Source organism: Irregularibacter muris, from assembly GCF_024622505.1.
Lineage (GTDB): Bacteria > Bacillota > Clostridia > Eubacteriales > Garciellaceae > Irregularibacter > Irregularibacter muris.
Genome location: NZ_JANKAS010000002.1, coordinates 47,003 through 73,796 on the forward strand (window position 1 = coordinate 47,003; position 26,794 = coordinate 73,796).

At 34.5% G+C, this 26,794-nt stretch carries 28 protein-coding genes, 2 tRNA genes and 1 other RNA gene; 30 read left to right on the plus strand and 1 reads right to left on the minus strand.

Annotated features, from left to right (window positions below):
- Positions 1–87 precede the first annotated feature (87 nt).
- From yqfC to NSA47_RS02590, 21 genes are all read left to right on the plus strand, one after another.
- Positions 88–366 carry a sporulation protein YqfC gene (gene yqfC / locus NSA47_RS02490; RefSeq protein WP_257529312.1) on the plus strand — a complete coding sequence of 93 codons (279 nt, stop codon included), beginning with the start codon at positions 88–90 and terminating at the stop codon, positions 364–366.
- A 14-nt stretch (positions 367–380) separates the two neighbouring features.
- Complete coding sequence (yqfD, locus tag NSA47_RS02495; RefSeq protein ID WP_257529314.1) at positions 381–1,562, plus strand: sporulation protein YqfD; 1,182 nt, start codon at positions 381–383, stop codon at positions 1,560–1,562.
- Between the two features lie 18 nt (positions 1,563–1,580).
- Positions 1,581–2,543 (plus strand): PhoH family protein, encoded by a 963-nt coding sequence (locus NSA47_RS02500; protein WP_373370297.1) that lies wholly within the window; start codon positions 1,581–1,583, stop codon positions 2,541–2,543.
- 132 nt (positions 2,544–2,675) lie between these two features.
- The gene (ybeY, locus tag NSA47_RS02505; protein ID WP_257529315.1) at positions 2,676–3,143 is read left to right on the plus strand and encodes an rRNA maturation RNase YbeY; all 468 of its coding nucleotides are present in this window, start codon (positions 2,676–2,678) and stop codon (positions 3,141–3,143) included.
- Between the two features lie 22 nt (positions 3,144–3,165).
- Positions 3,166–3,864 (plus strand): diacylglycerol kinase, encoded by a 699-nt coding sequence (locus tag NSA47_RS02510; RefSeq protein ID WP_257529682.1) that lies wholly within the window; start codon positions 3,166–3,168, stop codon positions 3,862–3,864.
- 120 nt (positions 3,865–3,984) lie between these two features.
- The gene (locus tag NSA47_RS02515; RefSeq protein ID WP_257529316.1) at positions 3,985–5,238 is read left to right on the plus strand and encodes a hemolysin family protein; all 1,254 of its coding nucleotides are present in this window, start codon (positions 3,985–3,987) and stop codon (positions 5,236–5,238) included.
- A gap of 13 nt (positions 5,239–5,251) precedes the next feature.
- On the plus strand, positions 5,252–5,686 hold the full coding sequence (locus NSA47_RS02520; RefSeq protein ID WP_257529317.1) for a cytidine deaminase: 435 nt from the start codon (positions 5,252–5,254) through the stop codon (positions 5,684–5,686).
- Positions 5,679–6,572, plus strand: a complete 894-nt coding sequence (gene era, locus NSA47_RS02525) for a GTPase Era (RefSeq protein WP_257529318.1) — start codon at positions 5,679–5,681, stop codon at positions 6,570–6,572. Before NSA47_RS02520 ends, era begins: the two co-directional genes overlap by 8 nt.
- A gap of 190 nt (positions 6,573–6,762) precedes the next feature.
- Entirely contained in the window at positions 6,763–6,939 is a 177-nt protein-coding gene (locus NSA47_RS02530) for a YqzL family protein (RefSeq protein WP_257529319.1), read from the plus strand.
- Between the two features lie 12 nt (positions 6,940–6,951).
- Positions 6,952–7,740, plus strand: coding sequence for a DNA repair protein RecO (gene recO / locus NSA47_RS02535; protein ID WP_257529320.1), 789 nt, complete (start codon positions 6,952–6,954; stop codon positions 7,738–7,740).
- 4 nt (positions 7,741–7,744) lie between these two features.
- Positions 7,745–8,212, plus strand: a complete 468-nt coding sequence (locus NSA47_RS02540; protein WP_257529321.1) for a DUF4342 domain-containing protein — start codon at positions 7,745–7,747, stop codon at positions 8,210–8,212.
- Positions 8,213–8,477: 265 nt separating this feature from the next.
- Positions 8,478–9,866: a glycine--tRNA ligase gene (locus NSA47_RS02545; protein WP_257529322.1), complete on the plus strand. Its 1,389-nt coding sequence runs from the start codon at positions 8,478–8,480 to the stop codon at positions 9,864–9,866.
- Positions 9,867–10,045: 179 nt separating this feature from the next.
- Entirely contained in the window at positions 10,046–10,681 is a 636-nt protein-coding gene (gene ccpN, locus NSA47_RS02550; RefSeq protein ID WP_257529323.1) for a transcriptional regulator CcpN, read from the plus strand.
- Between the two features lie 12 nt (positions 10,682–10,693).
- Complete coding sequence (locus NSA47_RS02555; RefSeq protein ID WP_257529324.1) at positions 10,694–11,509, plus strand: pyruvate, water dikinase regulatory protein; 816 nt, start codon at positions 10,694–10,696, stop codon at positions 11,507–11,509.
- Positions 11,510–11,513: 4 nt separating this feature from the next.
- A complete protein-coding gene (gene ppdK, locus NSA47_RS02560) occupies positions 11,514–14,138 on the plus strand; it encodes a pyruvate, phosphate dikinase (RefSeq protein ID WP_257529328.1) in 2,625 nt (874 codons plus the stop codon).
- Positions 14,139–14,305: 167 nt separating this feature from the next.
- Positions 14,306–15,304 carry a deoxyguanosinetriphosphate triphosphohydrolase gene (locus tag NSA47_RS02565; protein ID WP_257529329.1) on the plus strand — a complete coding sequence of 333 codons (999 nt, stop codon included), beginning with the start codon at positions 14,306–14,308 and terminating at the stop codon, positions 15,302–15,304.
- Positions 15,305–15,381: 77 nt separating this feature from the next.
- A complete protein-coding gene (locus NSA47_RS02570; RefSeq protein WP_257529330.1) occupies positions 15,382–15,846 on the plus strand; it encodes a YaiI/YqxD family protein in 465 nt (154 codons plus the stop codon).
- 84 nt (positions 15,847–15,930) lie between these two features.
- Entirely contained in the window at positions 15,931–17,745 is a 1,815-nt protein-coding gene (gene dnaG, locus NSA47_RS02575; RefSeq protein WP_257529331.1) for a DNA primase, read from the plus strand.
- Positions 17,746–17,761: 16 nt separating this feature from the next.
- The gene (gene rpoD, locus NSA47_RS02580; protein WP_257529332.1) at positions 17,762–18,841 is read left to right on the plus strand and encodes an RNA polymerase sigma factor RpoD; all 1,080 of its coding nucleotides are present in this window, start codon (positions 17,762–17,764) and stop codon (positions 18,839–18,841) included.
- Between the two features lie 231 nt (positions 18,842–19,072).
- Positions 19,073–19,147, plus strand: a tRNA-Asn gene (locus NSA47_RS02585).
- Positions 19,148–19,158: 11 nt separating this feature from the next.
- Positions 19,159–19,235: transfer RNA gene (locus NSA47_RS02590), tRNA-Ile, on the plus strand.
- Positions 19,236–19,297: 62 nt separating this feature from the next.
- Here the strand turns inward: NSA47_RS02590 and NSA47_RS02595 are convergent.
- On the minus strand, positions 19,298–19,462 hold the full coding sequence (locus NSA47_RS02595) for a hypothetical protein (RefSeq protein ID WP_257529333.1): 165 nt from the start codon (positions 19,460–19,462) through the stop codon (positions 19,298–19,300).
- 120 nt (positions 19,463–19,582) lie between these two features.
- Between NSA47_RS02595 and NSA47_RS02600 the strand changes: the two genes are divergently transcribed.
- The 9 genes from NSA47_RS02600 to NSA47_RS02640 all read left to right on the plus strand — a co-directional run bounded on the left by NSA47_RS02600 (position 19,583) and on the right by NSA47_RS02640 (position 26,751).
- Positions 19,583–20,290 carry an HAD family hydrolase gene (locus NSA47_RS02600; protein WP_257529334.1) on the plus strand — a complete coding sequence of 236 codons (708 nt, stop codon included), beginning with the start codon at positions 19,583–19,585 and terminating at the stop codon, positions 20,288–20,290.
- A 13-nt stretch (positions 20,291–20,303) separates the two neighbouring features.
- Complete coding sequence (locus NSA47_RS02605) at positions 20,304–20,993, plus strand: tRNA (adenine(22)-N(1))-methyltransferase (RefSeq protein WP_257529335.1); 690 nt, start codon at positions 20,304–20,306, stop codon at positions 20,991–20,993.
- Positions 20,984–22,102, plus strand: a complete 1,119-nt coding sequence (locus tag NSA47_RS02610; protein WP_257529336.1) for a Nif3-like dinuclear metal center hexameric protein — start codon at positions 20,984–20,986, stop codon at positions 22,100–22,102. Before NSA47_RS02605 ends, NSA47_RS02610 begins: the two co-directional genes overlap by 10 nt.
- A gap of 182 nt (positions 22,103–22,284) precedes the next feature.
- Entirely contained in the window at positions 22,285–23,001 is a 717-nt protein-coding gene (locus NSA47_RS02615) for a zinc ribbon domain-containing protein (protein WP_257529337.1), read from the plus strand.
- Positions 23,002–23,075: 74 nt separating this feature from the next.
- An RNA gene (rnpB, locus tag NSA47_RS02620) (RNase P RNA component class A) lies at positions 23,076–23,478 on the plus strand.
- A 294-nt stretch (positions 23,479–23,772) separates the two neighbouring features.
- Entirely contained in the window at positions 23,773–24,513 is a 741-nt protein-coding gene (yaaA, locus tag NSA47_RS02625) for a peroxide stress protein YaaA (RefSeq protein WP_257529338.1), read from the plus strand.
- 18 nt (positions 24,514–24,531) lie between these two features.
- Positions 24,532–25,827, plus strand: coding sequence for a DUF7305 domain-containing protein (locus NSA47_RS02630; RefSeq protein WP_257529339.1), 1,296 nt, complete (start codon positions 24,532–24,534; stop codon positions 25,825–25,827).
- Between the two features lie 45 nt (positions 25,828–25,872).
- Entirely contained in the window at positions 25,873–26,211 is a 339-nt protein-coding gene (locus NSA47_RS02635; protein WP_257529341.1) for a type II secretion system protein, read from the plus strand.
- Positions 26,212–26,232: 21 nt separating this feature from the next.
- A complete protein-coding gene (locus NSA47_RS02640; RefSeq protein ID WP_257529347.1) occupies positions 26,233–26,751 on the plus strand; it encodes a PilW family protein in 519 nt (172 codons plus the stop codon).
- Positions 26,752–26,794 lie beyond the last annotated feature (43 nt).

A 26,794-nucleotide genomic window follows, 5' to 3' on the forward strand; every position in this document is an offset into this window, starting at 1 on the left:
TGTTTTGGTTGTTTCTTTTTCTATGAGGTATTTTGCATAGTAAAAATAAAGGGCGCATAGATATAAATATGGAGGGAAGGTGATAAAATGGGAGAAAAATTAACAAATATTAAGACGAATGTAGCAGAAGTTTTAGAGCTTCCCAAGGAAATTATGCTGGATTTGCCAAAGATTACTTCAATTGGCAATATACAGTTAGTCATTGAAAATCATAAGGGAATTATTGAATATACCCTTGAACAAATTAGAGTAAGTACCAATTCAGGAATGTTAAAAATTCAGGGTAAAAATCTTTATATAAAAACCATTATAAAAGAAGAAATTATTATAACGGGTAATATCTCCTCCTTTGAATTTATTGTATAAAAGAGGTGTAAACAGTGCTAATTGTTAAAATGTGGCATTATTTTAAGGGTTATGTTATCATTAAAATTGAAGGTTTTGCATTAGAAAAATTTTTAAATCTAGTGGTCAAAGAAGGAATTTTCACATGGGATATCTTTCGTGAATCCAATACCGTTTTGTATATTAAAGTCAGCAAGCATGATTTTAAGAGGATGAGAAATATCATAAAAAAGGCATCCTGCAGACTGGAAATCATCGATAAACGGGGGTTACCATTTATTCTAGGAAAAATGAGAAAAAGAAAGTTTTTCGTTGGAGGAGCGGTTATTGTACTGGCTCTTATATATTTTTTGACTTCTTTTATCTGGACTGTTGAAGTAAAAGAGAGTAAAAGCATTTCCAAGACGGAAATCCTAGGGCAATTGAAAGAGTTGGGATTACAAAGAGGCACATTAAAATATAAATTTGATGAAAAAGAAGTAGGAGAAAAATTACTTTTAAATAATCCCAAATTATCCTATGTAAATATTGAAATAAAAGGTACTAAGGCTGAAATAGCAATTATAGAGAAAGAACAACCACCTGAAATGATAGATGTTACCACCCCTACCCATGTTGTTGCAAAAAAAGATGGAATTATACACCAAATATTGGTTTTTGGAGGAGAAGCCGTAGTAACAGAAGGACAATTGGTAAGAAAAGGGGATGTGCTGATTAGTGGAGAGTTAACCGTAGGGGAAGAGGAAATTCAAAGAGTACATGCTAGAGGAGATATTTTTGCCAAAACTTGGTATGAAGAAATTGTAGATATCCCTACTGAAGTTGCCCCAGCAATAGAGACTAAGGAAATGGCCACCGAAAACTTATTGGTAGTAGGGAAAAAAGAATTTGCCCTAAAAAAAGCGAATATATCCGATGAAAAATATGATAAAATAATAGAGACCATACCAGATTTTAACAAGTTAAAGTTTAAATTCCCCCTATATATAAAAAAGATTAAATATTCTCCCAAGCAAGAGCAGAAGGTGTTAACAGAATCGGAAATAAAAGAAAAAGCATTAAAGCAGGTAAAAGAACATATAGAAGAGGAAATAGGGGAAAATATACAAGTAAGCAAAAATACAGTTGAAATTATCAGTCATAAAGAAAATACAGCAAGGGTTAAAGTATTTATTGAAGCTATTGAAAAAATAAGTATCATGAAAGAAATTAACTAGCAAAGGGAGGAAAAATATTTGGAACAACAAAAAGAAGAAAAAATAGATATAGAACATCTAGAATATCAAATGCAGCTTTTTGGAAATTATGATGAAAATATTAAAATTATAGAAAAACATTATCCTGTAAAGATTTTATCCCGAGACAATTCCATTAAAATAATCGGTAATGAGGAGGATGTATCTCGGGTAAAAAGTATACTAAATCAATTATTGGCAAGTATTAAACACAATGAGCCCATCACAACACAAAGTGTTGAATATATAGTAAACTTAGGAAAAGAAGGAAAGGAAGAAAAGTTTTCTTCTCTTTCGGATGTGATTTGCTATACAGCTAAAGGCAAACAAATTCGTAGTAAAACTTTAGGACAAAGAAAATATGTTCAGGCCATTAAAAAAAATGAAATTATCTTTGGGATAGGTCCAGCTGGGACAGGAAAAACCTATTTAGCTATGGCAATGGCTGTGGCATCCTTTAAAAGAGAGGAAGTAAGTCGTATTATCCTCACAAGACCTGCGGTAGAAGCAGGAGAAAAATTAGGATTTTTACCTGGTGATCTTCAAGAAAAAGTAGACCCCTATCTTAGACCTTTATATGATGCCCTTTATGACATTATGGGCGTAGATATCTATCAAAACTATATAGAAAAAGGCATTATAGAGGTTGCTCCTCTGGCCTATATGAGAGGAAGGACTTTAGATGATTCCTTTATTATTTTAGATGAAGCCCAAAATACCACTCCTGAACAGATGAAAATGTTTCTAACACGTTTAGGTTTTGGATCAAAGGTGATTGTCACTGGGGACATTACCCAAATAGATTTACCTAATGGAAAAAATTCAGGATTGAAAAAAGTGACAAAAATATTAGAAAATGTTCCAGGCGTTGAATTTATTTATCTCACTAAATCTGATGTCGTGCGCCACCCCTTAGTACAAAAAATTATTGAAGCCTATGAAGTTTACGAAAAGAAAGAGTAAATTTAGATATCTCTTTAAAGAGATATCTAAATTTATCTATAGTGGTTTTGGTTATACTAAAATTAACTATCTTTTCACATATTTTTACTAGACATCAAGGTTATTTAAAGGAGAAGAAAGGAGAAGTTTGAGATGAGTGTATTTTTTGATAATAGACAGCAGGAAAAGGATATAGATTCCCATTTTGAAAAACAATTAGAGAGGGTAATCAATATAGCCTTAGAACTAGAAGGTGTAATTGTGCCAGTGGAAGTCAGCATCTCCTTTGTGAGTAATGAGGAAATACAAGAATTAAATAGGGAATACAGAAATAAAAATACGCCCACAGATGTTCTTTCTTTTCCCCTTGTTGAAAGAGAAGATTTAGATAATATGGTACAAGCCCAAGAAGAAATCCTACTAGGGGATATTATCATTTCTATTTCTAAAGCTCTAGAGCAAGCCGAAGAATACGGACATTCCTTCAGTAGGGAGCTTTCCTATTTAACTGTTCATGGGATATACCATCTTCTTGGCTATGATCATATGACCCAAGAGGAAAAAAAGGCCATGAGAGAAAAAGAAGAGGCAGTTATGGAGGCATTACAAATTAATAGATAATTTTATTAGGTGGAGTGTTATGATGAAAGTAAGAAAAATAATAGAGAGTTTCAACTATGCTATTTCTGGTTTGATCTACACTTTAAAAACCCAGCGGAATATGAGGATACATTTTACTATCGGATTATTAGTTATATTGACGAGTCTTTTTATGGATTTAAGTAGAGTAGAAATTATCATTCTTTTTTTTACCATATGCTTAGTAATCATTTCCGAGATGATCAATACAGCTATTGAAGCAACGATTGACCTATATACTTCTACATACCATCCTTTAGCTAAAATTGCAAAAAATGTTGCAGCAGGAGCAGTGCTAGTTTCGGCTATCAATTCGGTGATTGTAGCCTATGTATTATTTTTTGATAAATTTAGTCCAATGACAAAGAATGTAATCCATAAGGTACAACAATCGCCAGGTCATCTCACCTTTGTCAGCCTAATCCTTGTAGTCGCAGCTGTTATTGCCATAAAATCCAGATTTAGTGAGGGGTCATACATGGTGGGAGGGATGCCCAGCGGGCATAGCGCTATCTCCTTTTCTTTGGCTACAGCTATCACTTTTATCACGGAAAATATGTTAGTAGCCACCTTAGCCTATTTATTGGCATTTTTGGTATCCCAAAGTCGTATTGAAGGAAAGATCCATGATTTTTATGAGGTGATTGTGGGATCAATTTTAGGACTTTTAGTTACTATTTTAATTTTTCAGCTTATTTATTAGCATAATAATAGATAAAGGAGGGATAAAAATAGAATAGGATTAATTTTATTAGCTATGCCAAGATATGCATGGTAAAAAGTTATCAATAGTATTTTGAATGAATTAGGGGAGGCTTTTTATATGCCCATTGAAATATATATACAAATAGCATTACTTATTATATTTATATTATTATCATCTTTTTTTTCCAGCGCTGAAACATCCCTATCTTCTATGAATGCCATAAAAGTAAGGCAATTAAAGGAGAAGGGACTAAAGGATGCAGACATTGTACGTCGATTATTAGGAAAATCTAATAGAGTACTTCATACCATATTGATAGGAAATAATATTGTAAATATTGGGGCGACGGCTATAGCCACAAAATTGACCGTGGATTATTTAGGGGGGAGCACGGTTTTAGTCACACTCATTATGACCCTAACCATTCTTATCTTTGGAGAGATTACACCGAAAACTTATGCGGCACAACAACCAGATAAAGTAGCTATTTTTGTTGCACGCCCCTTAGAAATGCTCTCAGTGGTTTTATCACCAGTAATCAGAATTTTAAGCTATATTACAAAAATATTTATTAGAATAATGGGAGGTAATATACGGGAGAACATTCCTTTTGTTACGGAAGAAGAAATAAAGACCTTGGTCAATGTGGGGCAAGAGGAAGGATTATTGCATCAAAGAGAAACAGAGATGATAAAAAGTATATTTGAATTTGATGATATTACAGCTAAAGAGGTTATGATACCAAGGATTGATATAACCGGTCTAGAAGTCACTAGTTCACTGCAAGAGGCTATGGAAACTATTGTAGAAGCAGGCTATTCAAGGATTCCTGTTTATTATGAGAGTATTGACAACATTATAGGAATAATATATGCTAAGGATTTGCTGAATTATTCTATTGAAAAGGATAAAACAAAAAATATTAGAACACTAATGCGAAAGGCTATATATGTTCCAGAAAGTAAAAAAATAAATGACCTGTTAAAGGAATTACAAAAAAACAAGGTGCATATGGCTATTATTTTAGATGAATATGGTGGTACAGCGGGATTGGTGACCATAGAAGATCTATTAGAGGAAATTGTGGGTGATATATTTGATGAATTTGATGAAGAAGAAGATGAAATACAAATTCTTAATGAGAGAGAATTAATTGTTACTTCTAGGGTATCTATTGAAGAGATAAATGAAATTTTAAATACAAATTTCCCTGAGGATGACTTTGAAACCATAAGTGGATTTGCCTTTAACATGTTGGGTAGAATACCAAAAGAAGGAGATATCATTGATTTTGAAGATGTTCTCATCAAAGTATTAAAAGTATCTCAAAGAAGAATTGATAAAATAAAAATTCAAGTAAAAGAAAAGTAGAGGAGGATAAAATTTGAAGATAGATGAAGGCAAGAGAGAAACCTTACTAAAGAAGGCTAAGCAAGCTATGGAAATGGCTTATGTACCCTATTCTGACTTTCCTGTAGGCGCGGCCCTACTGACGAAAGAGGGAAAAATCTTTACAGGATGTAATATTGAAAATGCGTCCTATGGTGCTACCAACTGTGCAGAAAGGACAGCATTTTTCAAAGCCATATCAGAAGGATATAAGCAGTTTGTAGCCTTAGCAGTAGTGAGCAAGCACCCAAGCTATACATATCCCTGTGGTATCTGCAGGCAGGTGATTCAAGAATTTGCTAAAGATATTGAATTAATCTTTCAAAACAAAGAAGGTAAAGTTTTGACTCTGGAAATAAAAGATTTACTACCCTATGCTTTTGATGATGAAGATTTAATGGTTACCAAGGAGGCAAGAGCAAATGAATAAAGATTATCGATCGGGATTTGTATCCATTATTGGCAGGCCCAATGTAGGGAAATCTACTTTGCTCAATCAAATTATGGGTGAAAAACTTGTCATAATATCCAATAAACCCCAAACCACTAGAAATGCCATAAGATGTATTTATACCCAACCAGATTACCAAATGATTTTTATTGATACTCCAGGAATGCATAAACCAAAAAATAAGCTTGGTCAATATATGGTAGAGGCAGCTAAGCAGACTTTAAATGAAGTAGATGTTATTTTGTTTTTGGTAGATGAAAGCATGTATATAGGAACTGGCGATCAATATGTTTTTGATGTCCTGAAAGAGGTAAACACGCCAGTGATTTTAGTAATCAATAAAATGGATTTACTCACCAAGGATCAATTATTAGAAAAAATCAATTTATATAAAGAGATTGAACAAATAGAGGATATTATTCCCATTTCAGCTCGCAATAGTGAAAATATACAAAATTTAATCCACTTAATTTCAAAAAAAATGCCCCAAGGACCCCAATACTTCCCCGAGGATATGATCATTGATCAACCAGAGCGTATGATTGTTGCCGAATTAGTTAGGGAAAAGGCTTTGCAGCTTTTACAACAAGAAGTACCCCATGGCATTGCCACTGAAGTCATTTCCATGCAGGAAAGAGACGGAAAGAATCTTTTAGATATTGATGTTAACATTTATTGCGAGAGAAACACGCACAAAGGAATTATTATAGGCAAACAAGGGAAAATGCTAAGGGAAATAGGCACCAGATCTAGAAGAGATATTGAAAACTTATTAGGTAGCAAAGTCAATCTGCAATTATGGGTAAAAGTAAGACCTGACTGGAGAAATAAACTTCGGGAATTAAAGGATTTAGGATATCAATAAATGAAATGATTGTACTTGTTGAATGAAGGATTTGTCTCGATAATTCAACGAGTATAATAGATTAAATTAGAAAAGATCTCCTAGTTAGTCACAAAATGAAAGGAAAATACCAAATAATACAGGGTATAGATTTAAAAGCACGGGTTACCCTAATTTTATGAAATGTGACTAAAAGGGAGGCGACATGATTATGAAAAAAGTATTTTGGGAATCATTTTATGAAACAGGAAAAATTGATATGTATATGCTTTATAAGGAGTTCGGCCAAGAAGAATTTGGTCAAGATGAAGATATAGACATTCCCGTTGGAAAGGAAAACCCGAAAGAGTCTCTCGAAAGTGTCCCTTGGGAGGAACCATTAATATAAGGATGATATAATATGGGATTATACAAAACATCAGGAATTGTAATAAAACAAGTGAATTATGGAGAAGCGGATAAGATATTGACTATATTGACAAGAAAATATGGTAAAATCCAAGCCATTGCTAAAGGTGCAAGAAAAACAAAAAATCGTTTTTTAGCCTGTACTCAACTGTTTTGTTATAGTGATTTTATTTATTACCAAGGTAGGAATATGGCCCATATTAATCAATGTGAACTAAGAGAATCCTTTTTTAAATTAAGAATGAATTTAGAAAAACTAACTTATTCTTCCTATGTTATCGAATTAATCAATGCAGCTACACAAGAAAACGAAAAAGAAGAAAAACTTTTTTTATTACTTATACACACCTTAAATTACTTAGCAAATAACAGTCAAATAGATGCAGATCTTATTGTACTAACCTTTCAAATTAAATTAATGGCTCTAACAGGATATGCACCTCATTTAACAGATTGCGTCTCCTGTGGAAAGGAATTACAAGGGAATTTTAGAATGAGTAATAAACTAGGAGGATTAATTTGCCCAAACTGTATGAAGATGGATCCCTATGCCATGACCATAACAAAGGAAGGACAGGAAATTCTTTTCTTTGGGCTGCATCAACCCTTATCAAAGTTGGCCCAATTACAAAAAAGCAAGAATACCATACAACAGTTACAAAGAATAATGAACCATTATGTATCCACATATTTAGAAAAGACATTTAACTCTTTAGATTTTTTGAATACTATAAATAGTAGGGAATATATTCCTAAGAAAGGAGATGATATCAGTGGATGAGTTCATGGAGAAGATCGACATATTAAGAGAACGAGCTGGTGTGACCTATAAAGAAGCTAAAGAAGCCTTAGAAAACACCAATGGAGACGTATTAGATGCTCTGATTTATTTGGAAGAAAATAGGACTGTCTGGACAGAAAAGATTAATGTTGCAGGTACAGATGTTGTTGAAAAATTAAAAGAAATTATAAAGATGGGGAATGTAAATCGCATTAAAATAAAAAAAGGTAACGACCTGATCTTAGATATTCCCATCACTGCTGGAGCTGTTGGAGCAGTATTTATGCCTTATATAACAGCTTTAGGTGCTGCCGTTGCCTTTGTAGCAAAATGTACCATAGAAATTGAAAGACCCTATAAAGATAAGATCAATATCAATGAAGAAGTGGAAGATATGGTTAAAATGGCTGAAAAAAAGGCCAAGGAATATTTTAATAAAGAAAACGATGCAGAAAATATAAACAATAGTTGACAAAACCAATTTTTTTTGATACTTTAATTTAAAATACAATAATGTGCTATGAAAAAGAAGAGTAATAAAAGAAACTTTATTTAGCGAGCTAGAGAGGGTGGAAGCCTAGCAAAAGACTTTTATGAAGGGCGCTTTGGAGTACAACCATGAAGTGGGTCATCAGGCCAACAAGGGTGGAACCGCGGAAGAAACCTTTCGTCCCTTATTTAGGGATGGAAGGTTTTTGTTTTTTGTTTTTTTACATATAAGCAAGGGAGGAAAAATGATGAGTACAGAGATTACAATGAATGACGTTGTTAGTTTAGCCAAAACTAGGGGATTTATATTTCCAGGATCAGAAATATATGGGGGGTTAGCAAATACATGGGATTATGGCCCCTTGGGAATAGAGTTAAAAAATAACGTGAAAAAAGCTTGGTGGAAAAAATTTGTTCAAGAAAGCCCTTATAATGTGGGCCTAGATTCTGCTATTCTAATGAATCCTGAAGTGTGGGTTGCATCTGGCCACATTGGGGGGTTTAATGATCCATTGATGGACTGTAAAGAATGCAAAACCCGTTTTAGAGCAGATAAACTCATTGAGGACTTTATGCACGAGAAGGAGAAAGACATCGTTGTTGATGGTTGGAGCAACGAAGAAATGCTAAAATTTATTGAAGATAAACAAATCCCCTGTCCTAAGTGTGGCAAAAGGGACTTTACCGATATAAGACAATTTAATCTAATGTTTAAAACCCATCAGGGGGTAGTGGAAGACTCAAAATCAGACATTTATCTAAGACCTGAAACTGCCCAGGGCATATTTACCAACTTTAAAAATGTCCAAAGAAGTTCACGGAAAAAAGTGCCCTTTGGAATTGCCCAAATAGGCAAATCTTTTAGAAACGAAATCACCCCAGGAAACTTTATTTTTAGAACGAGAGAATTTGAACAGATGGAATTAGAATTTTTCTGTAAACCTGGAGAAGATTTAGAATGGTTTACCTATTGGAGAGACTTTTGCAAAAACTGGCTAGTTGACCTAGGATTAGATGAGGAAAACCTTCGATTAAGAGATCACAGCCAAGAAGAACTTTCCCACTATAGTAATGCTACTACAGATATAGAATATAAATTCCCCTTTGGGTGGGGAGAACTTTGGGGTATTGCCGACCGTACAGATTTTGATTTGAAACAACATCAAAATCATTCGGGACAGGATATGTCTTATATGGATCCTACTACCAATGAAAAATATATTCCCTATTGTATAGAGCCATCAGTAGGAGTAGACAGGGTGCTTTTAGCATTTTTAGTGGATGCTTATCATGTGGAAGAGTTAGAAAACAACGATAGCCGTAATGTGCTAAAATTCCATCCTCAATTGGCACCTATCAAAGCGGCTGTACTGCCTTTAACTAAGAAACTTAAGGATAAAGCCCAAGATGTTTTTGCAATGTTAAGTAAAAACTTCATGATACAATATGATGAAGCAGGAAGTATTGGAAAGAGGTACAGAAGACAGGATGAAATTGGTACTCCCTACTGTATAACAGTGGATTTCGATACCCTAGAGGATAATAGCGTAACCATAAGAGACAGAGATACAATGGATCAAATTCGTCTCTCCATAGATGAATTAGAATCATTTTTAATGGAAAAAATAAAATACTAAATAACAAACCCCTTACTCAAGAGTAAGGGGTTTGTTATTTAGAGATAGAAAGTGAAAAGAAAAACAAAAAAATGATAATTATCTTGCATGTGATGTACACTATATAGTATAATCTTTTTAAATAGTATAACACATATCAAATAAAAGCTATATATATGAGCTTTAAGGGGGTGAGTATCATGGATTTATCTAGTCGCCAAAAAGAAATTATTGAAATGGTGAAGGAAGATCAGCCTATTACCAGTGAACAGATTGCAGAAAAGCTTAGCTTAACTAGGGCAGCCCTAAGGACTGATCTAGCCATATTAACCATGATAGGCATTTTAGATGCTCGCCCTAAAGTAGGGTACTTTTATTCAGGAAAATCCATTTTAAGTTCCATTGGTAGCTATATGAAAAACTTAAATGTGGAAGAGGTTAAGTCACTTCCAATAATTGTATTTGAAGAGACCACAGTATATGATGCCATTGTAACCCTATTTTTAGAAGATGTAGGCACCGTTTTTGTACAAAATCAAGAAAAAAATTTATCGGGGATAATATCCCGTAAGGACTTTCTAAAAATAGCTATAGGCAATCATGATATACAAAAAATGCCAGTAGCTATGATTATGACAAGGATGCCAAATATCGCTTATGTTTATGCCGATGAATCCCTTTATGATGCAGCGGTAAAAATTATTAATCACGAAGTTGATTCTTTGCCTGTAGTAGAAAAAAAAATAAATGACAATGATAATGAAGGACTAAAAATAATAGGTAAAATTTCTAAAACAACCATTACTGAAGTACTTGTAAAAATTGGGAAAGAGTAAGGAGGAGAGAAAATGGAGCAAAAAGAATATACCACAATATACGTGGTATCAGACTCCCTTGGTGAAACAGCGGAGTTGGTGGCTAAAGCAGCTTCTGTTCAATTTAATTCCTATGTAGGAGAGATAAAAAAGTTTCCTTTTATTATAGATGAGGAACAAATTGACGAAATCATAGAAGAGGCTTTCAAACAAAAATGTGTTATAGCCTTTACCATTGTTACCCCTGAACTTAGAGACTATCTGGTTAAGACAGCTGAGAGATGGGATATACCTGTGGTAGATATTATGAGTCCCTTATTGGCAGCCATGGAAAAGACAACCCACAAACAACCAAGAGGAGAAGCTGGATTAAATAGAAAACTAGATGAAGATTATTTTAAAAAAGTAGAAGCTATAGAATTTGCTGTAAAATACGATGATGGGAAAGATCCTAGGGGAGTAAAAAAAGCTGACGTTGTATTAGTAGGCGTATCCAGAACCTCTAAAACTCCTCTCAGCATGTATCTCGCCAATCGAAATCTAAAAGTGGCCAATATCCCCATCGTACCAGAAGTAGAACCACCAAAAGAGCTTTATGAAGTGCCTACTAAAAAGTTAATTGGGTTAACCACTGATCCACTAAAACTAAATCAAATCCGACAAGAAAGATTAAGAGCCTTAGGATTAGATGAAAATGCCAACTATGCCAATATGGAAAGGATATTATCTGAATTAGATTATGCCGAAGCAATCATGAAAAAGTTGGGCTGTCCAGTTATTGATGTATCTTCTAGGGCAGTTGAAGAAACTGCAGCCATTATATTTGAAATCATAAGAGGAGGCAAATAGGCCAATGAAAAAGTATGTATATATGTTTCAAGAGGGTAATTCAAAGATGAAGGACTTATTAGGTGGGAAAGGTGCCAATCTGGCGGAAATGACTAGAATAGGTTTACCAGTGCCCCAAGGTTTCACCATATCTACTCAAGCATGTAATCTTTTTTACGAAAAAGGAGAAAAGCTTACTGAGGAGATAAAAGAAGAAATATATACTTACCTATCCCAACTAGAACAAGAAACAGGAAAGACATTTGGATCAAAGGAGAATCCTCTGTTGGTTTCGGTTAGATCCGGTGCAGCGATCTCTATGCCCGGCATGATGGATACTATCCTAAATCTAGGTTTAAATGACGATACTGTATTGGCTTTAGCAGAAAAAACCCAAAACGAAAGATTTGCCTATGATAGTTATAGAAGATTTATTCAAATGTTTTCTGATGTTGTTCTTAGCATTCCAAAATATAAATTTGACCATATCTTAGAAAGAGTCAAAGAAGAAAATAACTTTATGGAAGACACTCAGCTGACAGCAGAACATTTAAAAGAGATTGTAAAAGAATATAAAAAAATAGTAAAGAGCGAAGTGCGTAGAGCCTTTCCTCAAGAGCCAAGGGAACAGTTATTAATGGCCGTGGAAGCAGTATTTGCCTCATGGAATAACCCTAGAGCTATAGCCTATAGAAGATATAATGAAATTCCCCATGAGATAGGGACAGCAGTAAACGTTCAATCCATGGTTTTTGGAAATATGGGAAATGATTGTGGCACTGGAGTTGCCTTTACACGTAATCCTTCTACAGGAGAAAAGAAACTCTTTGGAGAATTCTTATTAAACGCTCAAGGAGAAGATGTTGTAGCGGGTATCAGAACGCCTAAAACCATAAGTCAATTACAACAATTGATGCCAGAAGTTTATGACCAATTTATAAAGACCACTGAAATTCTTGAAAAGCACTATAGAGATATGCAAGATATAGAGTTTACTATAGAAGAATCAAAATTATTTATTCTCCAAACCCGTTCTGGTAAAAGAACAGCTGAGGCAGCCATGCGTGTAGCCGTAGAACTTGTGGAAGAAGGACTGATTTCAAAGGAAGAGGCTATTTTGCGTATAGACGCAAAACAATTGGATCAACTACTACACCCTACCTTTGAACCAAGAGCATTAGAAGCTGCCCAAATGTTAGCCCAAGGTTTACCTGCATCACCAGGAGCAGCCAGAGGAAAAATTTATTTTACCGCTGAAAAAATTATAGAAGCAGCCAATAACGGTGAAAAAACTATCTTAGTTAGACAGGAAACCTCCCCTGAAGACATTGAAGGGATGTATGCTGCTCAAGGTATATTAACCGCCAGGGGAGGTATGACCTCTCATGCAGCAGTAGTTGCAAGAGGAATGGGCAAATGCTGTGTTGCTGGCTGTGAGACCATAAAAGTAAATGAACAAAAAAGAGAATTTGTAATAGAAGGTAGAGTATTTACAGAGGGGGATTTTATATCCTTAGATGGTAGCACAGGTAAGGTCTATAGGGGAGATATTGCTACTATAGAGCCTACACTATCAGGGTCCTTTGGTGAGCTTATGCAATGGGCTGATGAAATTAGGTCCCTATTGGTCAGAACAAACGCCGATACACCAGCGGATGCTAGAACCGCTGTTAAATTTGGAGCTCAAGGAATAGGACTATGTAGGACTGAGCACATGTTCTTTGACGAATCCAGAATTCTATCAGTACGTAAAATGATATTTGCCAAGACAACAGAGCAAAGAGAAAAGGCCTTGGAAGAATTACTCCCTGTGCAAAGAGAAGATTTTGAAGGGATCTATGAAGCTATGGGTGAAAGGCCAGTAACTATTCGTCTACTGGATCCACCACTACATGAATTCTTGCCCCATAGTGGAAAAGAAATGCAGGACTTGGCGAATAACCTAGAAATCTCCTTGGAGGAAGTAAAGGAAATTGCCGAATCCTTAAAAGAATTTAATCCAATGCTAGGGCATAGGGGATGCAGACTAGCCATAACCTATCCTGAAATTACAATCATGCAGACCAAAGCTATCATTCAAGCTGCGATTGCAGTTTCCAAGAAAAACAATATAACAATAAAGCCTGAGATCATGGTTCCCTTGATAGGGACAGTAAAAGAATTAAAATACCTAAAAGATGTAATTCATGAAACGGCTAGGGAAATCATCAAAGAGGCGGAAGTGGATCTAGACTATCTAGTAGGTACAATGATAGAAGTACCTAGAGCAACCTTGACAGCCGATGAGATTGCTCAAGAGGCTGACTTCTTCTCCTTTGGTACAAATGACTTAACCCAGATGACCTTTGGTTTCTCCAGAGATGATGCTGGAAAGTTTTTGAAGGAATATGTAGAAAAAGACATATTAGAACAAGACCCCTTCCAAAGTATTGATCAAGAGGGAGTAGGTAAACTTGTAGAAATGGCTGTAGAATTAGGTAGAAAAGTGAAACCCGATTTAAAAATTGGTATCTGTGGTGAGCATGGAGGAGACCCAGAATCTATAAAGTTCTTTCATAAAACAGGATTAAGCTACGTATCCTGTTCACCCTATAGAGTTCCCATTGCAAGACTTTCAGCTGCACAGGCACAAATTCTTAATAAAAGATAAAAGGGCTTAAGGCCCTTTTTTTCTGTGTAAAACATCCTCCTATCTTCCAATGAATGAACTTAATAAATGTAGGATATAATTCTAAAGAGTTTCATTCTCAAAAAAGAGGATTATGAATAAAGATAGGGTATATATATAAATAAGAAGAAAAATGGGAGGGGGATGCTATGAATATTAGAGAGAGAAGAGAACTATTGGAGAAAAAAACTTTATCACCCTTTGCTACCTTGAGCGTAAATAGCAAAGGAAGAACCCGGCCCTATGAACTATGCACCATAAGGACAATATTCCAACAGGACCGTGATAGAATTATACATTCTAAGGCTTTTAGAAGATTAAAACATAAAACTCAAGTATTTATAGCACCTGAGGGCGATCATTATCGTACACGCTTGACCCATACTTTAGAAGTGGCACAAATAGCTCGCACAATAGCCAGGGCCTTACTGCTAAATGAAGATTTGACAGAGGCCATTGCCCTGGGGCATGATTTGGGGCATACTCCTTTTGGTCATGCTGGGGAAGATACATTAAATGAAATATGCTCCTTTGGTTTTAACCACAATGAACAAAGCCTAAGAGTAGTAGATTATCTAGAAAAAAGTAACGGGCTTAATTTAAGCTGGGAGGTAAGAGACGGTATATTGCACCACTCTGGGGAAGGGCAACCAGAGACTTTAGAAGCAAGGGTTGTTCACTTATCTGACCGTATAGCTTATATTAATCATGATATTGACGATGCCCTAAGGGCAAAGGTATTAAAAAAGGAACAATTGCCCTTTGATGTATTGAGTCAATTGGGCTTTAGCCATGGAGACCGTATAAATCATATGATTCAAGACATTATCAACAATAGCATGGATTCTGGTGATGTTTATATGTCCCCAGTGGTAGAAAAGGCAACAAATCAATTAAGAGATTTTTTATTTGAAAATATATATATAGATTCCATAGCCAAAAAAGAGGAAAAAAAGGCGCAACATATTTTAAAAGAACTATATAATTATTTTCAAAAAAATGTAGAACATCTACCTGAAGAATTTACATCTAGATTGGATATAGATTCCAAAGAAAGAGTTATTATAGACTACATTGCAGGCATGACAGATCGCTATGCCATTAACAAATTTTATGAACTTTTTATTCCTGCCCCTTGGAAAGTTTAAAAAATATTTATAAAAAGAAGGAATTATGTATAGATATGTCGAATAATGAAAACTCATGGGCATTTATAGGGGGAAAAATGAAAATATTAATTGATGGAGATGCATGTCCTGTAAAAAAAGAAATTGCAGAGATTGGATTAAAATATAATATCCAAACTTTTTATTTTTGTAGCCTTAGTCATTACTCTGATTATAGTATATTCTCTAAATGGATTTTAGTAGATAATGAGGATCAAGCAGTAGACATGGCGATATTAAATAAAATATGCTCTGGAGATATATTAATTACCCAGGATTATGGGTTAGCTTCTTTGGCACTAAATAAAAAAGCCTATGTGTTATCCAATAGTGGGAAAAGATTTACTGAAAATAATATAGATCATTATTTGCTTCAAAGATACCTGTCTTTGCAACAAAGGAAAATGAAGGTAAAGACAACTAAACAAAGAAAAAGAACAAAAGAAGAGGATGTAGATTTTAAAAGATCCCTGGAAAAGCTTATTCACATAATAATAAAAGATCCTCAACAAAGAAAAAATTGAGGATTTTCTATTTTTGAAAAGTAAGAAGGAAAAACAACATCAATGGCGAAATAATATAATAAATCAGGATAAAAGGTGATATAGATGTCTATTGTATACCCAGAAGAATTAATAGAAGAGTTACGCTCTCGCAATGATATAGTAGATATTGTCTCTGGATATGTCTCCCTTAGAAAAAGTGGATCCAGCTTTAAAGGTAAATGTCCCTTTCATACTGAAAACACACCCTCTTTTACAGTATCAGGAGATAAACAGCTTTATCATTGTTTTGGTTGTGGAGTGGGTGGCAATGTTATAAACTTCATCATGGATATAGAAAATTTAAGTTTTGTAGATGCATTAAAATTTCTTGCCAATCGTGTAGGGATGATTTTACCAGAAAAAGATGGACATGCTGACAAAAAAAAGTATGAGGAAAAACAAATCCAATATAATCTTCACATTGATGCTGCAAGATATTTTCATAAAAATTTAATAAGCAATAAAGAAGCCCTAGTATATTTGAATAAGAGAAATATATCTACGAAAACAATCACGAAATTTGGCCTAGGATATGCCAAGGATGAATGGGAAGGTCTATATAAACACCTATTATCCAAAAAATATTCTGTAGAAGATATTGCCAAATCTGGTTTGGTTCTCCCCAAAAAAAACCAACAAAATCAATTCTATGATCGCTTCAGACACAGAATTATTTTCCCAGTATTTAATCTTACTAATAAAGTGATAGGGTTTGGTGGCAGAGTTCTGGATCAGCAGCTTCCGAAATATCTAAATTCTCCCGAAACCATAATATTTTCAAAAGGTCAACACCTATATGGCTTAAATAATGCCAAAAACCATGCAAAAGATGGACAACTCATTATTGTAGAGGGATATATGGACGTTATTTCATTATACCAATATGGATTGAAAAATGTTGTGGCCTCCTTAGGTACTGCTTTGACCACCGAGCAAGCAAAATTATTGAATCGCTATACCAATGAAGTCATTATTGCCTATGATGGAGATGAAGCCGGACAAAAAGCCACATTAAGAGCCTTAGAAGTTCTTGCCTCAGTGGGATGTAAAGTAAAAGTATTACAATTACCCAAGGGAATGGATCCAGATGAATATATTAAAAAACATAAAATGGAGGGATTTATTCATAAAATAAAAAAGGGTATTTCCCTAGTAGAATATAAAATTCTGTTATTAAGGGAAAAGTATAATATAAATACCACAGAGGGAAGAATAGATTTTACGAGGGATGTGGCAGAAATTTTAAAAAGTCTTCAAAGTGAGATTGAAATAGACGCCTATATCCAGAAAGTCTCAAAGGAAACAGGGATTAATGAAGCTGCCATTAAAGCAGAAGTATTTAGAAATAAGAAAATCCGTACTGATAGCCTTGAGAATAAAACTGGAAAAATTAGGAACACTATTCCATATAAAAAAGATCAACCCATAAAAAGGGAAAATAAAGCCATAGTCTTGGCAGAGGAAAATCTTTTAAATGCTCTTTCGCAAGATTTGGTTTTATTCCAAAAAATAAGCCAACATATTCAATGGGAAGACTTTACAGAAGAAATTCATAGGAAATTAGCAAGAATAATATTTGAAAAGATGGATAATAAAGAAACAGTTATACCCGGACAAATATTGGATATATTTAAAAGAGAAGAGGAAAGTAGAAGGGTAGCAGCAATATTTACAAAGGAATTAGATAGAGAGCTTATAGGGAAAAATATTATGGAGTATATTAATACTATACAAACATATAAAATTCAAAGCGAGATTGATGAACTAAATCAAAAACTAAAAAGTTTAAATGGAGAGAAAGACACTGAAACTTCTAATAAAATTTATATAGAGATTATTGGCCTGAAGAAAAGACTAGAAGACCTTAAAGGGAACTAGAAGGGAGGGAGTACATTTGGGTAAAGAAAATTTGGAACTGAAAAAGAAAAAAGTTAAAGAATTGATGGAAAAGGGTAAGAAGGATGGTTCCTTGACATATAAAGAAGTTATGGATTCTTTAGAAGAAGTAGATATGAGTCCTGAACAAATCGAAAAAGTATATGAATCATTAGAAGAGATAGGAATAGATGTATTGGAAGATACAACAGCTGAAGGCAGTAATGAGACAGAAAAAGAAGCATTGGACATTAGTGTACCGGAAGGAATTAATATCGATGACCCTGTACGTATGTACTTGAAGGAGATAGGTAAGGTGCCCCTGTTGTCAGCGGAAGAAGAAATTGAGTTAGCCCTAAAAATGGAAAATGGCGATGAGATGGCAAAAAGGAAATTAGCAGAAGCCAATCTTAGATTGGTGGTAAGTATAGCCAAACGATATGTGGGCAGAGGTATGCTATTCTTAGATCTTATCCAAGAAGGAAATCTAGGCTTAATTAAAGCAGTAGAGAAGTTTGATTATAGAAAAGGGTTTAAATTCAGCACCTATGCAACTTGGTGGATAAGGCAAGCCATCACTAGGGCTATTGCAGACCAAGCGAGAACCATTAGAATCCCGGTTCACATGGTAGAAACCATCAACAAATTAATCCGTGTATCACGACAATTATTACAGGAATTAGGTAGAGAGCCTACCCCTGAAGAAATTGCAGAGGAAATGGGACTTACTGAAGAAAAAGTAAGAGAGATACTAAAGATTGCTCAAGAACCAGTATCCTTAGAAACACCCATAGGAGAAGAAGAGGATAGTCATCTGGGGGATTTTATCCCTGATGAGGACGCTCCAGCGCCAGCTGAGGCAGCTGCCTTTACCCTTCTAAAGGAACAATTATTAGAGGTACTAGACACTTTGACACCTAGAGAAGAAAAAGTCTTAAGACTAAGATTTGGGCTAGATGATGGGAAGGCTAGAACCCTTGAAGAAGTAGGAAAGGAATTTAATGTTACTAGAGAAAGAATTCGACAAATTGAAGCCAAAGCCCTAAGAAAGCTAAGACACCCTAGCAGAAGTAAAAAATTAAAAGATTATTTAGATTAATAAGGCAGCCCAGGGCTGCTTTACCAATGCGTGTCCAAGGGCACGCATTTTTATTTTGATATAGAAAAGCCCGTCATATATTATGTTTCCTTGGTATAAATTTTGATAGAAATACACATAATAGAAAAGAACCCTATAACTTGTTGAGAAATATATAAGTTAATAGAAAAAAATAGAAATATATATTGACATATTTCTAAAAAGTAGTATAATAATCATTGTGATTATTGTTCCTCAGTAGCTCAACGGTGGAGCACTCGGCTGTTAACCGATAGGTTGCTGGTTCGAATCCAGCCTGGGGAGCCATTTTCTTTTTTGGGCCTTTAGCTCAGTTGGTTAGAGCAACCGGCTCATAACCGGTCGGTCCGGGGTTCGAGTCCCTGAAGGCCCACCATTCCCAAAAAAGTAAATCAATAGAATAAACCAATACAAAAGATAGTGATTCCACTATTTTTTTTATTCTTCTTTTATCTCATCCTTATTGATACTATCCACTAGCTCTTCCGCTTCCTCTTGCCATTGGGGAGTAGTACCACCCCAGGAAAATTCATTTTTTATAGGAGCAATATTTGTGGTATGCAAAACCTTTTTTCCATCTTTACTGTTTTTCTTCTTTTTCATAAGCCATCCTCCTTTATCAGTATTTTTCCCATTGAAAACATATATATTTCATAAACTTTTTCCAACTATGGTATAATTACCATAAAAGAGGTTATGAATAAAATACCAAGGAGTGTAAATATGATTAATACATTTTTATTTGACTTAGATGGGACACTATTACCACTAGATATGGATCACTTTATCAAAATTTATTTTGGAGAAATGGCAAAAAAATTATCTCAACATATTCCTTCTGATAAAATAGCCAATTATATATGGCAAGCCACTAATCATATGGTAAAAAATACTGATCCTAAGATGACCAACATGGAGGTTTTTGCCCATCATTTTACTCAATCTACAGGGAAAAATTTTGAAGAATTAAGTCCCATATTTGAAGAATTTTACCTCAATGAATTTATGAAAACCAAAATAGCCTGCACATCCCATCCCTTAGTGAAAGAAATTATAGAATTGCTAAAAGAAAAAGGCTATACCTTGGTGTTAGCTACAAATCCACTATTTCCTAAAAGAGCTGTACTTCATCGTCTAGAATGGGCGGGATTAAAGGAAGAAGATTTCACCCTAATTACGAGCTATGAAACAATGCATGCTTGCAAACCAAATATAGAATATTATCAAGAAATATTAGAAAAAACACATAAAACTTCCCAAGAGTGTATGATGATTGGTAATGATGTAGAAGAGGACTTAGTGGCTGAAAAATTAGGCATAACCACCTTTCTATTAGAAGATCAATTGATTCATCGGGGACCTAAAGAACCGGTTTTTGACTACAAAGGTTCTTATGGGGATTTAAAAGATTTAATTGAAAAAGAATTTTAATAAAGGAGACAAAATGAATCTTACACCTAGATTACAAGTTGTTGCAAAACACGTACCTAAAAATACCATCTGTGGAGATATAGGAACAGACCATGCTTATATTCCTTTATATCTAATAAAAAATGGAATCTGTCCTAAGGTTATTGCCACTGATGTAAATAAAGGACCCATAAACATAGCCCAGGAGCAAATAAATAGCGCTGGCTATAGTAAATACATAGAAACCAGATTAGGAGACGGACTACAGCCTATAAAGCCCAGGGAAATCAATAGTGTTGTCATAGCAGGTATGGGTGGTCTACTCATTAGAAACATATTGGAGGCTTCGCCGGAGGTAACTAGAGGCATTAAAACCTTCATATTACAACCCATGGTAGCACAAAGAGAACTAAAGGAATACTTATTAAAAAACAATTACACCATTATAGAAGAAGATTTAGCTCAGGAAGATAGGCGAATTTATGAAATCATTATTGCTACCCATGGCAAACAAGATTTAGAACATCCAATATTTTTAGATGTAGGGAAATCTTTGATAGATAAGAAACATCCCTTATTAAAACCCCTAATTCATCGGAAAAAAGCAAAATTACAAAAAATTGTTCATCAATGTGAAGGAAAAAGGACGATAAATGCCGAAGAAAGAATAAAGGAATGTTTAGATAAAATCCAAAGCTTAGAGGAGGTGGGAAAATGGCTGTAAAATGTCAGACCATTATAGAAGTAATGGAACAATTGGCACCGAAAAGTCTAGCAGAACAGTGGGACAATGTGGGATTGCAAATAGGTCATCCTCGAGCAGATATCCAAAAAGTTTTGGTATCTCTGGATTTGACAGAAGAAGTAATACAAGAGGCCATTGCCCATGGAGCCAACATGATTATTACCCATCACCCCTTCATTTTTCAACCTCTAAAACATATTCGATGGGATTTACCCACAGGAAGGCTGATAAAGGAGCTTATTCAGCATGAAATTGTACTATATGCAGCCCATACCAATCTAGATATCGCCCAGCAAGGGTTAAATGATATGTTAGCTCAAAAACTATCTCTACAAAATATAGAAATTCTTTCTCAAACAGGGCAAGAAAAATTATATAAAATCGTTGTTTTTGTACCCAAGGGCCATGAAGAACAAATAAGAGATGTTTTAAGTAACAAAGGGGCTGGATGGATTGGCAATTATAGTCATTGTACTTTTCAAACACCAGGTACCGGGACATTTAAGCCCCTAGAAGGAACCAATCCTTTTATAGGCAATATAGGAAAGATAGAGTATACACAAGAATATAGATTGGAAACCATAGTTCCTCAATCAGATCTGTCTAAGGTCATCAAAGCCATGATAAAGGCTCATCCCTATGAAGAAGTTGCCTATGACATTTATCCTTTGGAAAACCAGGGAAAAGTCTTTGGTATTGGAAGAATAGGAAATTTACAACAGCCTATTTCCTATGAGGATTTTTTGCAGAGTATAAAAAACATATTAAATATAAACAGGCTAAGATTATCAGGGCCTATCCCCTCATCTATTAAAAGAGTAGCTTTATGTACGGGAAGCGGAGCCCAATTTATGCATCAAGCTGCTAGACAAGGGGGAGATGTATATATTACAGGAGATGTGAAATATCACGAAGCACAACAGGCAAAGGACCTAGGGATCTGCCTTATTGACGCAGGGCATTTTGCCACTGAAGTTATTGTCATCGAGGGATTGAAAAACTATTTAGATGCAGCTTTTATTAGAGATAAAAGGGATGTACAAGTGATAAGTTCAAAAGTAAATAAAGATTTTTTTGAATGGAAATGAGAGTAGGTTATTTTTTGCCTATTCTCATTTTTGTTTTGATATAGGAAATTTCATCTTGCTAGCAAGAGACAAAACTTTTCTATATCACTGGATAGACGATAGCTGTTTTCTTGTGAAATAGTAAAAGAGATTTTGCTTACGATTAGATTGTAAAAATAAAACTTATTAGGGGAGTGATGATAATGGATCAAATGCTATTGCTATGGAAATTGCAAAGTTGTGAAACAAGCCTAGAGGAAGTAAATGAAAAAAAGAATCTAGCTACCATGGAAAGAAAAATAAAAAAAATGAAAATTGATCATTGTAATCTCAGAAATAATCTGAAGAAGCTAATCCGAGAATATAAAGACATAGAAAACATTCTCATGAAAAACAATCACCAATGCAAAAATCTCTATTTCCAATTAAAAGAAATAGAGAAGGAAATATACGACGGTAGCGTTAATGACTTAAAGATTTATCAAAAAAGAGAAAAGGAAATCAACCTATTAAAAGAAACAATTCAAAGTGTGGAAGATCAAAGTCTGGAAAAGATGATTAGGAAAGAAGAAATACAAAAGGAAATTCTAAAAAACAAAAAAGTCCTAAAAAGTGTAGAAAAAATATACAAAGAATCAAAAGAAATTTATGACGAAGAAATAAAAAACATAGAAAATCAACAAAAAGAATTGCAAGGGAACATTGAAAAGTTGCAAGAAAAAATAGAAAAACCTTTTTTAGATATTTATAAAAATCTTAAAAAAGATATAAAGCCTATATTAGTTAAAGTAGATCGGGAAACATGTACGGGTTGCAATATGGGAATATCCATCATTAGACTGAAGAATATCCAGCAAAATGAAACCATCTATACCTGTGAAAATTGTGGACGAATATTATATGTTGAAGATATCTCATAATAAGGAAGGAATTCCCTTTGACACCTATCATCATTCATGATAAAATAATATTCCGGTTGAATAAAATAATTTTGCGAGTAAGTCGAATGATCGCGTGCACAAAACCGCAAGGTTGTGTATGAGGAAAGTCCGAGCTCCATAGGGCAAGGTGCTGGGTAATACCCAGTGGAGGTGACTCCAAGGACAGTGCAACAGAGATATACCACCAGACCCCTTGTCCGGTAGAAATACTGGTACATGTGGTGAAAATAGCTTTTGAGCTATCTGGAAAGGGTGGAAAGGTGAGGTAAGAGCTCACCAGCAATTAGGTGACTAATTGGCTATGTAAACCCCATCTGGAGCAAGACCAAGTAGGGACATTAAATAAGCGGCTGCTCGTCGCTGTCCCGTGGTAGGTCGCATGAACCTATTGGTAACGATAGGTCTAGATAGATGATCATTTAACAACAGAACTCGGCTTATAGACTTAGTCGCATATCCTTTATAAACATCTGTGTTTTAAACAGGTGTTTTTTTATATCCAATTTCTACAATTCTATTATCTAAGTCTTGCTGTTTTCTATGGTATAATGTAGCTAATAAATCATTAAGATCAATAATAAATTTGCGTTTAAAGGATGAAGCAAGAGAATGAAAACAGCAAAATCCCAATAAGTGTAAGAATCATTTTTATTAGAAATCTTATTAACAATCCAGTATAAAAAAATAAGGAACTGTAATATTATCAAAAAACCAGTATTCTTTTCAGAAGAATACAATCAGGAGGTAACGATGATCGCCATTATATCACCAGCAAAAAATATGAGACAAGCTTCTTTACAAGGATTAAAAACTTCCACTCCAGACTACATAGAAAATACTAAACAATTGGTAGAAATCCTAAAGAAATATAATCCTTGGGAATTAGAAAGTTTGCTAAAAATAAACCCTGACCTTGCCCTAGAGGCTTTTGAAAATTTCCAGCAATGGGATGCAGATAAGAAAGGAGTAGCAGCCTTACTAGCATACCATGGACTTCAATATAAAAACATAAATCCAGAGGATTTTACCATAGAAGATTTTCGCTTTGCGGATGAGCATATAAGGATACTAAGCGGTCTTTATGGAAAAATAAAGCCTACTCATGGGATACTCCCTTATCGACTAGAAATGCAGACAAAGCTGATGATCCAGGGAGAAAATTTATATGGATTCTGGGGAGATAGATTATATAGAGATTTATTTAAACACAACTTACCCGTCATCAATTTAGCTTCTAAAGAATATTCAAAAGCCATTGAACGTTATCTAAAGCCCCATGACCAATTTATAACTATTGAATTCAAGGTTTATAGAAAAGAAAAATTAAGAACCATAGCAACCTCTGCAAAAATGGCCAGAGGACAAATGATAAGATATATTGTTAAAAATAGGTTGGAGTGTCTATCCCAATTAAAGAATTTTAATTGGAATGGGTATGAATTTATATCGGGACTATCTTATGAAAATAAATATGTATTTGTGCAAAAGTAAAGATTTCAGGAGAATAATATGAGAAAAATTATAGAGGATGAAAGAGGTTCCCTATTAGTTACGGTACTAATGATAGGTCTGATTTTAATTATACTTTCAACTGCTCTTGCTACCTTGAGTCTCTCAGAAATAAAGGATACTGCAGCTTCTCGAGATAAAACCCAAGCTTATTATGTAGCAAGATCGGGTGTTGAAGCTACAGTACAAAAGTTAATGAATATGACAAATGTTGAAAAGAAAAATATTAGATTTCCTACTTCATTTACAGGCAATATAGGTGCCCATGAATACTTGGTTGAACTAACAGGAAGTCTTGAAGAGATAAAGATTGAGTCAACCGGAAAAGTAAATGCCAGGGAGGAGACCGTTACCCATATTTTAAAGGGGGATATCAATTCATCTACAGAAATAGAATTAGATATGGCCGTTTTTGCCCAAGAAAACATTATCCTAGATGGATCGGCAAAAATACATGGAGATATTGTAATGAATGCGACCAAGCCTGGCAGTATTGATCTAGCAGGTGGTGGGACAGGGATTAACGGGGATATCTATATAGGCCCAGGCGGTGATAAAGAAAAATTCCTTAAGAAACCAGATTGGATGGATTTTGATGTAAAGAAAATTCATAACCTACCTTCCCAGAGGGTATATTCTTCCCCTACTATGCCGGACTTTCCTGAAAACTTATTTTCCTATGGAAATATAACATTAGGGGGAAATGACTCTTACACAATATCAGAAGATGGATATTTTAATGAGATTAAAATTATGAGCAATACAAGGTTAACGATTGATGTGGGATCAGAAGAACGCATCATTAGGGTCAAAAGATTGAATATTGAACAGGGATATATTGACATAAAAGGAACGGGTAAGCTAAAAATTTATGTTGACGAATATTTTTATGTAAAGGGCTTTATCAACCAAAAGGGGAATTCAGAACAGGTGACTATTTATTATAATGGGGATAATAAAGTCACTATTTCCAATGAAACAAAAATGGCAGCAAACTTTTATTCTGGTAACGCTAATTTAAGTATTACAGGAGGTGGTGGCCTCAAAGGAAATATTATATCGGCGGCAAGCAATATTGACATAAGTGGAGGAGCAATAGTTGAGGCAATTGTAGTATATGCACCCAATGCATATATTCATATAAGCGCGAATAAATTCACAGGAGCCATAATCAGTAAAGCATTAAGAGCCACGGGTAATGCCCAATTACACTATCCATCAAATGCATCTGATTTCATTCCCATAGAAACAGAGGGCTCTGGGGACATCCAATTTGAAAGAGGCATATGGAAATAAGAGTATACTTTATTTGTACTAGAGGAAAAGGCTGGTGGAGTAGCAATGAAGTTAAAAAAAAATGAGAAGGGTTTTACCCTAGTAGAGGTGATTGTTTCCATCGCTCTTATAGGAATGCTATTGCTTTTACTCAGTACCTTTATGGTGAACAGCCTTGGCATGATAAAAACCCAAGGGGAAAATACAAACCTCTTATATGCAGCCCAAAAGGAATTGGACAATGCCATGGAGAACCCTACTTATGAAGTTCAAGATGATAGACTTTCTATTATACGCAAGCCCACAACCATGAATGTGGAGGGGAGTTATATCGAGGGAGTGTTGATTGAAATTAAAGATGTAAAGGAGGCAAAAGTTATTCTATCTACCTTTATTACAAACTAAGAGAAAAAATTAGGAGGAAAAATGTTTAAAAAATTTTCTCAGCAAAAGGGTGTTACTTTAGTTGAATTGCTAATCGTATTGGCCTTAATATCTATGGTATTAGGACTGATCTTTACTATTTTTTCCATAAGCAATAAAGCTTTTTATGGGGGTACAGAACAAGGCTATATGCAAAAGGGTGCTCGGATAGCGGCACAATTGATCACAAAACAATTGAGAAATGCTAAAGAAGTAAGTATAGAGCCCATTACAAGTGAATCAAAATATTATACAATCAAATTGGAAAAGAATAGTGATAATGCTTTATATCATGTAGTATTAGAAACCATTCAAGAGGGGATTGCTGTAAAAAAGACCTCCTTTGGAGAAGAATATAAAAAAATATCTTTCATGGGGGATGATTCTCCGGGAGTTCTAAATTTTACATTAGAGTTTGAGGAATACACATTATCTTCCGCTATAAAATTAAATAACATTAATCAAAGGATTATTCCTAAGGGGACTTCGAAAAATACTATCTATTTTTCCAAATACGAATAAAATTTAGCTTTTTAGGTGTATTTTTCTAAAAAGACAATTGAAT